9 protein-coding genes are annotated in these 15,301 nt (G+C 62.2%); all 9 read right to left on the reverse strand.

Features of this window, described 5'->3' with window-relative positions; genetic code table 11:
• Positions 1–16 precede the first annotated feature (16 nt).
• The 9 genes from NL123_RS13560 to NL123_RS13600 all read right to left on the reverse strand — a co-directional run bounded on the left by NL123_RS13560 (position 17) and on the right by NL123_RS13600 (position 15,146).
• A complete protein-coding gene (locus NL123_RS13560; RefSeq protein WP_494357999.1) occupies positions 17–3,511 on the reverse strand; it encodes a hypothetical protein in 3,495 nt (1,164 codons plus the stop codon).
• 121 nt (positions 3,512–3,632) lie between these two features.
• Entirely contained in the window at positions 3,633–6,095 is a 2,463-nt protein-coding gene (locus NL123_RS13565; RefSeq protein ID WP_248482023.1) for a TonB-dependent siderophore receptor, read from the reverse strand.
• Positions 6,096–6,193: 98 nt separating this feature from the next.
• Positions 6,194–7,144: a FecR domain-containing protein gene (locus NL123_RS13570; RefSeq protein WP_494358000.1), complete on the reverse strand. Its 951-nt coding sequence runs from the start codon at positions 7,142–7,144 to the stop codon at positions 6,194–6,196.
• Complete coding sequence (locus NL123_RS13575) at positions 7,141–7,662, reverse strand: sigma-70 family RNA polymerase sigma factor (protein WP_248482020.1); 522 nt, start codon at positions 7,660–7,662, stop codon at positions 7,141–7,143. Before NL123_RS13575 ends, NL123_RS13570 begins: the two co-directional genes overlap by 4 nt.
• A 118-nt stretch (positions 7,663–7,780) precedes the next feature.
• Positions 7,781–9,382: an ABC transporter ATP-binding protein gene (locus tag NL123_RS13580; RefSeq protein WP_494358001.1), complete on the reverse strand. Its 1,602-nt coding sequence runs from the start codon at positions 9,380–9,382 to the stop codon at positions 7,781–7,783.
• A 1-nt stretch (position 9,383) separates the two neighbouring features.
• Entirely contained in the window at positions 9,384–10,403 is a 1,020-nt protein-coding gene (locus tag NL123_RS13585; protein WP_012723835.1) for an ABC transporter permease, read from the reverse strand.
• A 1-nt stretch (position 10,404) separates the two neighbouring features.
• The gene (locus NL123_RS13590) at positions 10,405–11,481 is read right to left on the reverse strand and encodes a microcin C ABC transporter permease YejB (RefSeq protein WP_033902277.1); all 1,077 of its coding nucleotides are present in this window, start codon (positions 11,479–11,481) and stop codon (positions 10,405–10,407) included.
• A complete protein-coding gene (locus tag NL123_RS13595; RefSeq protein ID WP_248482017.1) occupies positions 11,482–13,320 on the reverse strand; it encodes an extracellular solute-binding protein in 1,839 nt (612 codons plus the stop codon).
• Positions 13,317–15,146: an extracellular solute-binding protein gene (locus NL123_RS13600; RefSeq protein ID WP_058426299.1), complete on the reverse strand. Its 1,830-nt coding sequence runs from the start codon at positions 15,144–15,146 to the stop codon at positions 13,317–13,319. Before NL123_RS13600 ends, NL123_RS13595 begins: the two co-directional genes overlap by 4 nt.
• Between the last annotated feature and the right edge of the window lie 155 nt (positions 15,147–15,301).

A 15,301-nucleotide genomic window follows, 5' to 3' on the forward strand; every position in this document is an offset into this window, starting at 1 on the left:
AGGGCAGCAGCGTCAGCTAAAACCCGCCATTGTTCAAGCCCTGGCGTACCAGTGGTGCATAGCGTCGCAGGTAGTCGGCCCATGGGTCGTTGCCGCTCACCGCCTCTGCCAGGGTGATCGGCAGCCGGGCATTTTCACGTAGCGCCTCACCGTCATGCAGCAGATGCCGCTCGACGATGACACGGGTCAATGCGCGGGTGCGTGGTGAGTCGAAGGTGCGCGGGACCCGGCGTCCGAAGAGGTCCGGTGCGGGTATTGCGGCGGGCGCCAGGTTGTCGAGTTGACGAATGACCAGGGCGTTGTCGGCAGTGGTCAGCGCCACCTCGGCCGGTCGGGTTCCTTGCGCATAGGCCGGCCAGTCGAAACGCATCCAGGCACTGCTGGCGCCGTTCTCGGCCGCGTGTGTGACCTGTTCATAGTCAAGGTCTGGACGTGGACGAACCAGCAGGTGCCTGGGAAAGATTTCATAGAACTTGCGGTCGCCGTAGTGCGAGACATACATCAGCACGCCGAATCGGCCGACATCGGCAGCCCGCCGCTGGGCAATACCGAAAAACCCCACCAGGCCGTACTCCAGGGCTTCACGACTGGGCAAGGTCAGGTGCGACAACCAATACCGGATGGCAGTCCCATAAGCGTCTTTCAGTTGCCCGAGCTTGCGGTCAAAGGTCTCGAAAAACAGCCGGTTGATCGGGGTCACCAAATGGAATTGCCGAGCCATTTCCCGGTATTTGACCGCTGTGTTTGTGGAGTGCCAGCGTGTCGACGTGACATCGAGCGCGCCAGCACTGTGCAAGTCGACGAACGAGTACAGTGGGCCGCTGTACACACCTTCGAAACGGCCTTCTTCGGAAAATGGCGAGTTTTCCGGCAGGTACATCAATACTGGTTGATCCAACAGAGGGGTGTTGGGGTAAACCCTGCGCAGATCTTCCAGGGCGGTCTGGCGTAGGGTCACCACGGGCTGCGCAAACGTCTCGAGCGCGGCGGCAAGGCTGGCTCGCTGTTGGTTGAGGCTGTCCAGCGCCGTGTTGATCGCCTGCGCATCGTAATGCGGTTGAGGGCCCAGTATGCCGTTGACCACGGCCCACTCCAGCACCGGCGGCGCTGCTTCGCTGCTCTCGATAAAGCGTTTCCAGCTGCCTTGTGGCGCCAGCCCGGCCAGGAACATGATCTGGCTGTAGGTCAATTGACGGGAAGACCCTGGCATGACCTTTTCCATGTACATGACGTATTGACGGTACAACACCCAGGTCTGGGCACTGAGGCAAGGCGTTGCGTCGGGTATGCCGCGTACGAGCAAGTGCGGGCTTTTTTCGCTCAGCAACAGGTGCGCGGCCAGTGCTGCGGTGGCTGCGTCGAGCCCGTTCAGGCTGCTATCGATGTTCTGGCGTACAAACGGCACGTGTTCGCCCCAGAAGTAATCGGAGTGCCAGTCGATCAGGTTGATACGGGTGGGGTATGCATCAGGCTCCGGGTCCAGGCTCAGGATCAGGGCGGCGAGTATCAGCGCGGTGCGGCTGCCTCGCTCCGTACGTTCACCTGCATGGCCGCCATGCCAGTGCAGGGCGTTCGACAAAGCCTCTGCCAGTTGCTGGGCCAAGGGTGTCGCGAGCAGGCGGACCATGAGGAAATCCGCCTCCGCCCTGACATCGGCTATGGACTTGCCGGCGACGATGGGCTGGCCGAGGTACTCGAACAGCGGCACGTCCTGGTCAGCCATGAAGCGCTCGATGATGCGCACAATCTGCGCACGCTCGAGCACCGACAGTTTCCAGGCCGAAGGCTGTGAACCGTACAGCGGCTTGAGCGCTCGCCAGTAGTGCCCCTGACGCGCCGGCAGCGGTTGGCTGACCGCCAATTGCTGCAAGGTCAGGCGTGCCTCATCCAAGGTCTCGGGGCGTTCAAGGTGATACAGGCGCAGCGCCTGAGAAAGCGTGACCTTGAAACGACTGCGCAGGTACCCACCGGTTTTAGCCGCGAGCTGTTTGAGGGGAGGGACCAGGGAGGCAAGCTCGATATTGCTCATCACCGGATCGGTCAGGTTTTTCCAGGTGCCATCCAGGCCATTGGCGCCCACGCTGCCGGTGGCGCTGAGCAGCACATGGCTGTCGGGGTCGATACGTTGCTGGGTGCGGATGGTCAGGAAGTCCGGGTGATCGGTCAGCGTGTTGAGCGCCGCGTAGGCTTTTTTAACGGTCGCCTGGAGGGTGTCCGGGTCGACGTTGCTGCCGATATCGAGCGTGTCGGCATCGCTCAGGTTGCCGCCATCGATCACTGTCGATAACCCAGCGCGCAGCGCGTGGCGATCGTTGAGCAGGCCGACGTACTGCCGATAGCGATACAGTTCGCCGAATGAGCGGGCGCTGTTCAATACCACCGGGGGCGCAGGCGCCGGCCAGTTGCGCAGGCGCTCGCTCAGGAAGCTGACCTCTGTCCTGTTCAGCGGGCGTTCGATGGCGTACGCCTGTAAAACCCCGACAATACTGATGCGCCGGTCGGGATAGAGATGACTGCCCAGTTGTTCGCCCAGCGTTCCAAGCCTGTGCCACCGCGCATCGGGCACATCGGGCGCCAGGGTGTTCATCTCCAGCCCGCTGTCGGGGCTCAGCACGCACAACACTTGCCGCTGGTAATCGTAGTAAGTGGGCCGCGGTGCGTCGTCTGTGGTGCCCAGGTCGTGGTGATCGATGATTGCCCGCAACAGATCGGCGGCCTCTTTAAGGTTTCTGGCCAGCCGCGAGTCCGACTGCAGATACAGCGCAGTGCTGTAGACGTCGAAAGCGTTAAAGCTGTTCTCGTCCCTGACCAGTTGTTGCAGGGCGTCAGCCAGTTGCACGTAGTCGCGCGCCTGCTGGCCCAGTTCGGCGTAGCTCATCGACTTGCTGCGCCCGTTGTCATCAAACCCGGGAAAACCTTGCAAGGCCTCGAGTTCTTCGACAATGGTCTGCGCCTGGAGGCGGTTCGCAGGCATTGGCAAGCCATGGAACGCCAGGGTCAGGTTCAAGGGAAAGCTGCGCACGCCGGCAGGAGGTACAGGTGCGATATACGGCATGCCCAGCTCGGTCGGGTCCAGGAGTTGGCTGATGTAGATGATCGGGTTGGCCAGTGTCCACCAGGCGGACGAGTCGGCCAGGCAATAGACCTTGGGTTGCCCGTGAGCCGTCACGCTGAGCCGACTGTTGTGCACCCGCAGCGTAGCGAGATCAAACCCTTGGGCGTTGGCCCAGTCGATGAAATCTTTCTGGTTGATGGCTTTGCAAAAGGCTTCGCACCACTGGCCCAACTGTGAATGCTCGATCATGGTTACGGGGTGCGTGGGAAGCGGCAACGCTTGGTTCGAGGCGGTGGCCAATAGGCGGGTCAGTTGCGCGATCAAGGGTGGGTCGCCCTCGTTGCGCAGGGTCTGGCGCTCGCTCAGGTAGGCGCTGGAGGGGCTGACACTGAGTGGCAGGGGCGTGTCGCTGGGCAGGTTGTCCCAGGTCAGGGCAAGGGCGTGAATGTCATCCATGAGGGCGGTTCCGGCTGATCAAACCCCGGATGATCCGCCCCAGGGATGGGGCATCTGTAGCAGGCGTTTCCTGCAAGGCCGTGGCTTGCGTCAGCCACGGCGGCAAGGTTCAGGCCGGCGCTCAGAAGTCCCAGCGTGTCGCCAATTGCAGGCTGCGCGGCTCGCCATAGAACCCGGTGCCGAAGTTGCCCAGCCCGGTGTAGTACTTTTTGTCGAACAAGTTCTTCACGTTGAGTGTGGTGCTCAAGTGCTCGTTGAAGCGGTAGCGCGCCATCAGGTCGACCAGGTAGTAGCTGTCCTGGGTGATGCGCGCGTTGTGGCCGAAGTTGACGGTGTCAGTCGGATCGGGCTGGAACACGTTGCCGAAGAATTCACTCTGCCAGTTCACCCCACCGCCGACGGTGACGTTCTCCAGGGCACCGGGCAGGCGATAGGTGCTGAACAGGCGCACCACCTGCTGCGGTGTGGTGGTTTGCAGCACCGAGCTGTAGACGTAGTCGTCCTTGGCATCACGGGTGTGCTGGTAGGTGTAGCCGGCGGAGACGTTCCAGCCGTCCAGCACTTCACCCGACAACTCCGCTTCAAAGCCCTTGGTGGTGGCGCCGGCGATGGGGCGGTACACCGAGTCGGTCTCGAAGCCCGAGACGTATTCGGCCACGTTGTCCTGCTGGATACGGAACGCGGCAAAGCTGGCGTTCAGGCGCCCGTCGTAGAACGCAGCCTTGAGCCCGGCCTCGTAGGTTTCGCCCTCGATCGGGTCGAGCAGTTTGCGGTCGGCGTCCTTGCTGGTTTGCGGACGGTAGATCTGGGTGTAGCTGGTGTACACCGACCAGGTGTCGTTGAGGTCATAGACGATGCCGGCGTAGGGCGTGACCACGCCGCTCTGGTGATAAGTGGTGCGGTTATCGGCCTTGGTCGGGTCGTAGAAATCGGTGGTGTCGGTGCCGCTGAAGGTGCTGACGCGGGTGCCGAGGATCACCGACAAATCATCGGTGGGCTTCAGGCGCGTGGCCAAGTAGGCGCCGGTCTGGCGCTGCACGATATCGTTCTGGCCGCTGCGCGGGATGTCCGGCTTGGCGTACTCGCCGTGCCAGTCGAAGATACTGCCGCCCACCGCTGGGTAGATCGAGCCGTACACCGGCACGTCCTGTTTCGAGCGGGTGGCCATGAAGCCCATGATCAGTTCGTGTTCACGGCCGAGCAGGCTGAACGGCCCGCTGAGGTTGACGTCCAGGGTGTTCTGCACCTGATCGCCCTTGTACTTGCCCATGAACATGTACATGTTCTGGCCGCTGACCGGGTCCGGGTTGCCGCCGCTGGCGGATGCGAGCAGGGTGTCGTGCTGGCTGCGCTTGCGGTCGAGGCTGACTTTGAGTGACCAGTCGTTCGCCAGCTTCTGCTGCACCGAGGCGAACAGCGTCTGGTTCTGGAAGTCGCGGCGGCTCCAGTCGGCGGCCGGGTTGAACGAACGCGAAAAGTTCGTGCGCGAGCCGTCGCTGAAATACATCGGGAATCCGGTCCAGCTGGCACCACGTGAGCGGGTGTCCTGCTGGTCGATGCCGAAGGTCAGCAGGGTGTCGGGTGTGAGGTCGGCTTCAAGGATGCCGTAGGCGATGTCCTTGGTGTTCTGGTAGTGGTCCAGGTACGACTGGCGATCCTGGTACACACCGACAAAACGCCCGCGCACATTGCCCGACGCCGTCAAGGGGCCGGAGATGTCGCCTTCGGTGCGGTAGTTGTCCCAGGAGCCGAAGGTCTGGGTCACCGAAGCCTTGAACGCTGCCGTGGGTTTTTTGCGGATCAGGTTGACCGTGGCCGAGGGGTCGCCGGAACCGCTCAGCAGGCCGGCCGAACCCTTGATGATTTCCAGGTGGTCGTACACCGCCATGTCGGTGCTGGTGGTGCCGTAGTCATACACGCCGTCATAGGTGGAATTGACACCGTCGTACTGGAAATTGGTGATCGGCAGGCCACGGCTGGAAAACTCCCAGCGCTCGCTGTCGTAGTTCTGCACGCTCACGCCGGGGGCACGGCGCAGGGTGTCAGCGATGCTGTTGGTGCCCTGGTCGTCCATTTGCTGGCGGGTGATCACCGTGACCGACTGCGGGGTTTCGCGCATCGACAGCGGCAGGCCGGTGGCCGAGGCCATGGAGCCGGTGGTGTACGAATGGGTGTCTTCCGTGGTGGCGCCCAGGTCCTGGCCGGAAATCGTCGTGGCGGCCAGCTCCAGGGCGCCGGTGTTGGTCGGGATCAGTTCCAGTACGTAGCCGTTGTTGCCTTGGGGCAGGGCCTGCAAACCGCTGCCCTGCAACAGGCGCTGCAAGCCGGCCGCCGGGGTGTAGCTGCCATTCAGGCCGGGGCTGGTTTTGCCGGCGGCCAGGCTGTTGTGGCCCGCGATGAAAATACCCGACTGCTCGGCAAAGCTGTTGAGCACGCTGACCAGCGGGCCGGCAGCGATGTGATAGCTGCGTGAAGCTTCCTGGGTCGAGGGCGATTCGGCGGCTTGCAGCGACGGTGCGCCCAGGCAAAACAGCGAGGTGGCCAGCGCCAGTGGGCGCAGCGCGAAGCGGGCAGGTTGCGACATGGATGTTTCCCTTTGGATCAGATCGATCGGCGAATTGAAAGCGTCTGCAGGGTTAACCGAACGAAGGTGGGAAAAGGGAACTGGTGCTGAGCGTTTTTTTACTTTGGGCCGACAGTGACCCACCACGGCATCGGTTTATCCACGCGAATCGGCAGCGCCGCCTGCAACAAACCCAGGGCGTGGTCGCTGTCTTGCAGCGGGAATGACCCCATCACCGGCAAGTGCGCCACGGCTGGGTCGCAGCCCAGGTGGCCGGGGCGATAGCGATTCAGTTCGGCGATCAATTGGCCGAGCGGCAGGTTATCCGCCAGCAGCACGCCCCGGCTCCAGGCTTCACGGGCCGGGGAGGCGGGCAGGGTCGGGTTGAAACCGTTGGCGGTGAACGACACTTGTTGGCCGGTTTCGATGATGCGCACGTGCTGGTCGAGGGCGGTGACTTGCACCCGCCCTTCGAACACGTTGAGCTGGGTGTGGTGTTCGCCGTGCAGCACACTGAAACGTGTCCCCAACGCCTGCAGGCGGCCGTGTCCGGTGTCCACTAGGAAAGGCCGGAGGGCGTCCTTGGCGGTGTCGATCAGCACTTCGCCAAAGCGCAACTGCAATAACCGCTGCACCGCATCAAAGCGCACGTCCACAGCGCTCAAGGCGTTCAACCACACATGGCTGCCATCGGCCAGCAGGGCGTCGCGCGTCTCACCGCTACCGGTGGCATAGTCCGCGCGCCAACCGCCGACCAACCGGGGCAGGACGGTGTTGCGCCAAGCGCCCCAGGCCAATGTCGACCCCCCGCACAGTACCAGCAGCGTCTTGAGGGTTTGCCGGCGCGAGCTGCGCAACGCCCGGCTCGCGCCATGGGGTTGCTCCATCAAGGGCGCAAAGCGCTGGCTGACGCGTTCCACGTACTGCCATGCGGCCAAGTGCTCGGGGTTCTGCGCGACCCAGGTTTGCCAGCGTTGCTGTTCCTGCGTACCCGCCGGGTCCTGCAGGCGCACGTACCACTGCGCGGCCTGTTCCAGGCTGGCGTGGCTGAGCTTGCCGGGCGTGTTCATTGCACCAGCATCCCGTCGAGCTCGGCTTCCAAGATCGCGCAGTGCAGCAGGGCCTGGGCCAGGTATTTCTTGACCATGCGTTCGCACACGCCCAATTGCAGGCCGATCTGTTTGTAGGGCAGGCCGTGCAGTTGAGCGAGCAGGAAGGCTTCGCGGACGTTCCTGGGCAGGCGAGCGAGCATGGCGTCCACTTCGTAGAGGGTTTCGACGATGATTGCCCGTTGCTCCGGGGACGGGTGCGTGTCTTCCGGACGTTGCGCCAGCGACTCCAACCAGGCTTTTTCCAGTTGGCGACGGCGCCAGTGGTCGATGCACAAGCCACGGGCGATGGTCGCCAGGTACGAGCGCTGGCGCACGTGATCGGTCTCGGCCACCGGGCGGTTGAGGATGCGGATAAAGGTGTCGTGGGCCAGGTCGGCGGCATCCCAGCGGTCGTTCAGGCGCCGGCGCAACAGGCCGAGCAGCCAGCTGTGGTGGGTGCCGTAGAGGTGGGTGAAAGAGGTCGACACAATATCCATCCAACGCAAAAGGATTGGCGTAAATAAGAATTGGTCGCGATTAAAGCAAAGGGAGGGGGCGTGCGCAAATGATATTGGATTGCTATTGGGTGGAATCCCCTCCCAGGTTTGAAGGGTGTCAGGCTGGAACCAGGAAAGCCGCCTCCAGCAGTTGCCGGGTGTAGGCATGTTGCGGGTCGGCAAAGATCGCCTTGGCATCCCCTTGTTCCACCACCTGCCCATGCTTGACCACCATCAACTGGTGACTCAACGCCTTCACCACCGCCAGGTCATGGCTGATGAACAGGTAGGTCAGGTTGTACTTGGCCTGCAGGCTGCGCAGCAGTTCCACCACCTGGCGTTGCACCGTGCGGTCGAGGGCCGAGGTGGGCTCGTCGAGCAGGATCAGGCGTGGCTTGAGCACCAGCGCGCGGGCGATGGCGATGCGTTGCCGTTGGCCGCCGGAGAACTCATGGGGGTAGCGATGCCGGGACTCCGGGTCCAGGCCCACTTCCTTGAGCGCCGCGATAATCGCCGCTTCCTGTTCGGCCGGCGTGCCCATCTTGTGGATGCGCAAGCCTTCGCCGACGATCTCACTGACGCACATACGCGGGCTCAGGCTGCCGAACGGGTCCTGGAACACCACCTGCATTTCCCGGCGCAACGGGCGCACCTGCTGCTGGCTGAGCGTGTCCAGTTGCTGGCCTTCAAAACGAATGCCGCCCTTGCTGGCGATCAACCGCAGGATCGCCAGGCCCAGGGTGGACTTGCCCGAGCCGCTTTCACCGACGATGCCCAGGGTCTGCCCCTGAGGCAGGCTGAAGTTGATACCGTCCACCGCCTTGACGTAGTCAACCGTATTGCGCAAAAAACCTTTCTTGATCGGGAACCACACTTTCAGGTCATCGACCTCCAGCAACGGCGGTCCAACCTCGTTGGTCGCCGGGCCGCCGCTGGGTTCGGCCGCTAACAACTCCTGGGTGTACGGGTGCTGGGGCGACTGGAACAGCGTCTCGCACTCCGCCTGCTCGACGATGCAGCCCTTTTGCATCACGCATACGCGGTGGGCAATCCGGCGCACCAGGTTAAGGTCATGGCTGATCAGCAACAGCGCCATGCCCAGGCGTGCCTGCAATTCCTTGAGCAATTCCAGGATCTTCAATTGCACCGTCACGTCGAGTGCAGTGGTCGGTTCATCGGCGATCAGCAACTCCGGCTCATTGGCCAAGGCCATGGCAATCATCACCCGCTGGCGCTGGCCGCCGGACAGTTCATGGGGCAGGGCCTTGAGGCGCTTGTGCGGCTCGGGAATACCCACCAGGTCCAGCAGCTCCAGGGTGCGCTGGGTGGCGACCTTGCCTTGCAGCCCCTTGTGCAGGCCCAGTACTTCGTTGATCTGCTTTTCGATGGTGTGCAGCGGGTTCAAGGAGGTCATCGGCTCCTGGAAGATCATCGCAATGCGGTTGCCGCGTATGTGGCGGATGGTTTTTTCTTTCAGGGTCAGCAGGTCCTGCCCGGCATACTCGATGGTGCCAGAGGGGTGACGTGCCAGCGGGTAGGGCAGCAGGCGCAGGATCGAGTGAGCGGTCACCGATTTGCCCGAGCCGCTTTCACCCACCAGTGCGATGGTTTCACCGCGCTTGATATCGAAGCTGACATTGTTCACCACGCGGTGGTGGTGTTCGCCCGTGACGAACTCGACGGAGAGGTCGCGGATTTCGATCAGATTGTCCTGATTCATCTCATTTCCTCGGGTCGAAGGCATCGCGAGCGGACTCGCCGATAAACACCAGCAAACTCAACATGATCGCCAGCACGGCAAAGGCACTCATGCCCAGCCACGGCGCTTGCAGATTGGATTTGCCCTGGGCCACCAGTTCACCCAGCGACGGCGAACCGGCGGGCAAACCGAAGCCGAGGAAGTCCAGAGCGGTCAGCGTACCGATAGCGCCGGTGAGGATGAACGGCATGAAGGTCATGGTCGACACCATCGCATTGGGCAAAATATGGCGGAACATGATCGCGCCGTTCTGCATGCCCAGGGCCCTGGCGGCGCGCACATATTCCAGGTTGCGCCCGCGCAGGAACTCGGCGCGTACCACGTCCACCAGGCTCATCCACGAGAACAGCAGCATGATCCCCAGCAGCCACCAGAAGTTGGGCTGCACGAAGCTGGCGAGGATGATCAACAGGTACAGCACCGGCAACCCGGACCAGATCTCCAGGAAGCGCTGCCCGGCCAGGTCGACCCAGCCGCCGTAGAAACCCTGCAGCGCCCCGGCGATCACGCCGATGATCGAGCTGAGCACGGTGAGGGTCAGGGCGAACAGCACCGACACGCGGAAGCCGTAGATGACCCGCGCCAGCACATCGCGGCCCTGGTCATCGGTGCCCAGCAGGTTGACACTGGAAGGCGGCGCGGGGGCCGGCACCTTGAGGTCGTAGTTGATGCTCTGGTAGCTGAACGGGATCGGCGCCCACAAGGTCCAGGCGTCCTTGGCCTTGAGCAGCTCCTGGATGTACGGGCTCTTGTAGTTGGCCTCCAGCGGGAATTCGCCGCCGAATGTGGTCTCCGGGTAGCGCTTGAGCGCCGGGAAGTACCAGCCACCGTCGTAATGCACGGCCAGGGGTTTGTCGTTGGCGATCAGCTCGGCGCCCAGGCTCAGCACGAACAGGATCAGGAACAGCCACAGCGACCACCAGCCACGCTTGTTGGCCTTGAAACGTTCGAACCGACGGCGATTGAGGGGGGACAGGTTCATCTCAATGCTCCCGGCTGGCAAAGTCGATACGCGGATCGACCAGGGTGTAGGTGAGGTCGCCGATCAGTTTCACGATCAGCCCCAGCAGGGTGAAGATGAACAGCGTGCCGAACACCACCGGGTAGTCGCGGTTGATCGCCGCTTCAAAGCTCATCAGGCCCAGGCCGTCGAGGGAGAAGATCACCTCCACCAGCAACGAACCGGTGAAGAAGATCCCGATGAAGGCCGAGGGGAAACCGGCGATCACCAGCAGCATCGCGTTGCGGAACACATGGCCGTAGAGCACACGGTGGTTGGTCAGGCCCTTGGCTTTTGCGGTGACCACATACTGTTTGTTGATCTCGTCAAGGAAGCTGTTCTTGGTCAGCAGGGTCATGGTGGCGAAGTTGCCGATCACCAGGGCCGTGATGGGCAGCGCGAGGTGCCAGAAGTAATCGAGGATCTTGCCGCCCCAGCTCAGCTCATCGAAGTTGTTAGAGGTGAGCCCACGCAACGGGAACCAGTCCAGGTAACTGCCGCCGGCAAACACCACGATCAGCAGGATCGCAAACAGGAACGCCGGGATCGCGTAGCCGACGATGATCGCCGAGCTGGTCCACACGTCGAAATGGCTGCCATGCCGCGTGGCCTTGGCGATCCCCAGGGGGATCGACACCAGGTACATGATCAGCGTGCTCCATAACCCGAGGGAAATGGACACCGGCATCTTTTCCTTGATCAGATCGATGACCTTGGCGTCGCGGAAGAAGCTGTCGCCAAAATCCAATTGGGCGTAGTTCTTGACCATGATCCACAGGCGTTCAGGCGCCGACTTGTCGAAGCCGTACATCTTCTCGATTTCCTTGATCAGCGCCGGGTCCAGGCCCTGGGCGCCACGGTAGCTGCTGGAACCGGCCACCGACACTTCGGCGCCGCCGCCGGCAATGCGGCTGGTGGCGCCTTCAAAACCTTCAAGCTTGGCGATCATCTGCTCCACAGGGCCACCGGGGGCAGCCTGGATGATGACGAAGTTGATCAGCAGGATCCCGAACAGTGTGGGGATGATCAGCAACAGGCGGCGAAAGATATAGGCCAGCATTTAATCGCCTCCACTCGCCGGATCGGCGCTGGTGTTGGTGTCTGGGATGACGGCCGGTTTGACGTCGGGCTTGGCCCACCAGGTGGCGGTGCCGACGTCGTAGCGCGGTGGGACCTTCGGGTGGCCCAGGTGATCCCAGTACGCCACGCGGAAGGTCTTGATGTGCCAGTTGGGGATCACGTAGTAGCCGAACTGCAACACGCGGTCCAGGGCCTTGGCATGCGCCACCAGGCTTTTGCGCGAATCGGCGTCGATCAGCTCTTCCACCAACTGGTCGATGGCCGGGTCCTTGAGGCCCATGTAGTTGCGGCTGCCGGGCTTGTCAGCGCTGGACGATTTCCAGAACTCGCGCTGTTCGTTGCCCGGTGAAGTGGACTGCGGGAAGCTGCCCACCAGCATGTCGAAGTCCCGCGAGCGGATACGGTTGATGAACTGCGACACGTCGACCCGGCGGATCACCAGGTTGATGCCCAGGTCGGCCAGGTTGCGCTTGAACGGTAGCAGGATGCGTTCGAACTCGGTCTGGGCCAGCAGGAATTCGATAGTCACCGGTTTGCCGGTGGTGTCGACCATCTTGTCATCGACGATGCGCCAGCCGGCTTCCTGCAGCAGTTGGTAGGCTTCGCGCTGCTGGGCGCGGATCATGCCGCTGCCGTCGGTCCTGGAGGGTTCGAAGGCCTGGGTGAAGACTTCGGGCGGGATCTTGTCGCGCAGGGGCTCGAGAATCGCCAGTTCATCCGGGCCGGGCAGGCCGGTGGCGGCCATTTCCGAGTTTTCGAAATAACTGCGCGTTCTGGTATAGGCACCGTTGAACAGCTGTTTGTTGCTCCACTCGAAATCCAGCAACAGGCTGATGGCCTTGCGCACGCGCACATCCTGGAACATCGGTTTGCGCATGTTGAACACAAAGCCCTGCATCCCGGTGGGGTTGCCGTTGGGGATTTCTTCCTTGATCAGCCGGCCCTGGGCAACGGCGGGAATGTTGTAGGCATTGGCCCAGTTCTTCGCGCTGAATTCCAGCCAGTAGTCGAACTGCCCAGCCTTCAACGCCTCCAGCGACACGGTGCTGTCGCGGTAGTAGTCGGTGATGCGGTTGTCGAAGTTGTAGAAACCCTTAGTGATGGGCAGGTCCTTGGCCCAGTAATCCTTGACCCGCTCGTAGCGGATCATGCGCCCGGCCTTGACCTCGGCGACCTTGTACGGCCCGCTGCCCAGCGGTACTTCCAGATTGCCCTTGGCAAAGTCGCGGGTGGCCCACCAGTGCTTGGGCAATACCGGCAGTTGCCCGAGGATCAGCGGCAATTCACGGTTATTGGTGCGCTTGAACTTGAACAGAACCTTGAGCGGGTCTTCGGCGATCACTTCGTCGACGTCGGCGTAATAGGTGCGGTAGATCGGCGAGCCTTCCTTGATCAGTTCCTGGAAAGTAAACACCACGTCCTCGGCGCGGATCGGGTGGCCATCATGGAAGCGCGCTTCCGGGCGCAGGTAGAAACGTACCCAGCTGTTGTCCGGAGCTTTTTCGATCTTGCCGGCGACCAGGCCGTATTCGGTGATGGGCTCGTCCAGGCTTTGCATGGCCAGGGTGTCGTAGATCAGGCCCAGGTTGTCGGCCGGTACACCTTTGCTGATATAGGGGTTGAGGCTGTCGAAGCCGCCCATGGCCGACTCGCGGAACGTGCCACCCTTGGGCGCGTCCGGGTTGACGTAGTCGAAGTGCTTGAAGTCGGCGGGGTATTTCGGCGGTTCGTTGTACAGCGTCAACGCATGTTGCGGGGCGGCGTGGGCCGCAGTGCACAGCAGCAGGCTGCCGAGCAGGGCAGTACGCAAAGATATCATTGGGCTTTCTCCGAAGCTTTCAGCCACCACGCGCTCAGGCCCAGGCTGTAGGGCGGCGTGGTGACAAAGGCGAACCGGTCGCGGTACGCCAGGCGATGATAGTTGAGGTACCAGTTGGGAATGCTGTAGTGCTGCCACAGCAGCACCCGGTCGAGGGCACGGCCGGCGGCCAGTTGCTCTTCGCGGGTCTTGGCGGCCAGCAGTTGTTCCAGCAGGTGATCGACAATCGGGTTATTGATGCCTGCGTAGTTCTTGCTGCCCTTGATCGCCGCCTGGCTGGAGTGGAAGTACTGCCACTGCTCAAGGCCCGGGCTCAAGGTCTGGTTGAGGGTGATCAGGATCATGTCGAAGTCGAATTGATCCAGGCGCTGCTTGTATTGGGCGCGGTCGACGGTGCGCAGGCGCGCGTCGATGCCGATGCTGATCAGGTTCTCGACATAGGGCTGCAGGATGCGCTCCAGGTTCGGGTTGACCAGCAGGATCTCGAAGCGTAGCGGCTGGCCATCCTTGTTCACCAGGCGCTGCCCGGACAGCTTCCAGCCGGCCTCGCCAAGCAGGGCCAGCGCGCGGCGCATGGTTTCGCGGGGGATGCCGCGCCCGTCGGTCTGGGGCAGGCTGAAGGCTTGCGTGAACAGGTTGGCCGGCAGTTGCTCGCGGTACGGCGAAAGCATCAGCCATTCATGGCCGGTGGGCACGCCGGTGGCGGCGAATTCGCTATTGGGGTAGTAGCTCAAGGTGCGCTTGTACGCACTGCTGAACAGGGTGCGGTTGGTCCACTCGAAGTCGAACATCAGCCCCAGGGCTTCACGCACTTTGGTCTGGCTGAAGGTGGGCCGCCGCGTGTTCATGAACAGGCCCTGGCTCTGGGTCGGGATCTGGTGGGCGATCTGCGCCTTGATCACGTCACCCCGGTTCACCGCCGGGAAGTTGTAGCCATTGGCCCAGTTCTTGGCCTGGTGCTCGATGTAGATATCGAACTCACCGGCCTTGAAGGCTTCGAAGGCCACATCGCTGTCGCGGTAGAACTCCACCTCGACCTTGTCGTAGTTATAGAAGCCCTGGTTCACCGGCAGGTCCTTGCCCCAGTAATCCTTGACCCGTTCGAACACCAGTTGCCGCCCGGGCGTGACCTTGCTGATGCGGTAGGGGCCGCTGCCCAGGGGCGGTTCGAAGGTGGTGGCCTTGAAGTCGCGGTTTTTCCAGTAGTGCTGGGGCAATACCGGCAATTCGCCCAGGCGCAGGATCAGCAAGGGGTTGCCGGCACGCTTGAACACAAAGCGGATGCGGTGTCGGTTGAGCACATCCACCCGCGCCACTTCCTGCAGGTTGGTGCGGTATTGCGGGTGGCCTTCGGTCAGCAAGGTGCGATAGGAAAACGCCACGTCATACGCAGTGATCGGCTTGCCATCGTGGAAGCGCGCTTCCGGGCGCAGGTTGAACACCACCCAGCTGCGGTCCTCGCTGTACTCCACCGATTGGGCGATCAGCCCATAGCTGGAGGTGGGTTCATCGCCGGAGGGCGCGTACAGGCCGGTGCCAACCATCAATGGCTCATTCAGCTCATTGACGCCATATTGCAGGAAGTTCGGCGTGGACACCGGGCTGGAGCCCTTGAAGGTATAGGGGTTGAGGGTGTCGAAAGTGCCAAAGGCCATGACCCGCAAAGTCCCGCCTTTCGGCGCTGCAGGGTTTACCCAATCGAAGTGGGTGAATTTGGCCGGGTACTTGAGGCTGCCGAACTGCGCATAACCGTGGCTCTCGGTAATCGTCGCGTTCGCTGCAAAGCTCAAGGCCAGACTTATTAGTAGAAGGAGGGGACGCTTCAAGTCAGAGATCCGATCCAGGCGGCTTGGGCTTTATGATCGGTACAGTAACAGCTTGTTCCGGTTGGAAAAAGCCAGTCGGCTGATGCAGGGCCAATGTGGGAGGGGGCTTGCCCCCGATAGCGGTATACCTGCCGATGAATCTGTTGGCTGGTACA

Source organism: Pseudomonas sp. FBCC-B1565, assembly GCF_059133265.1.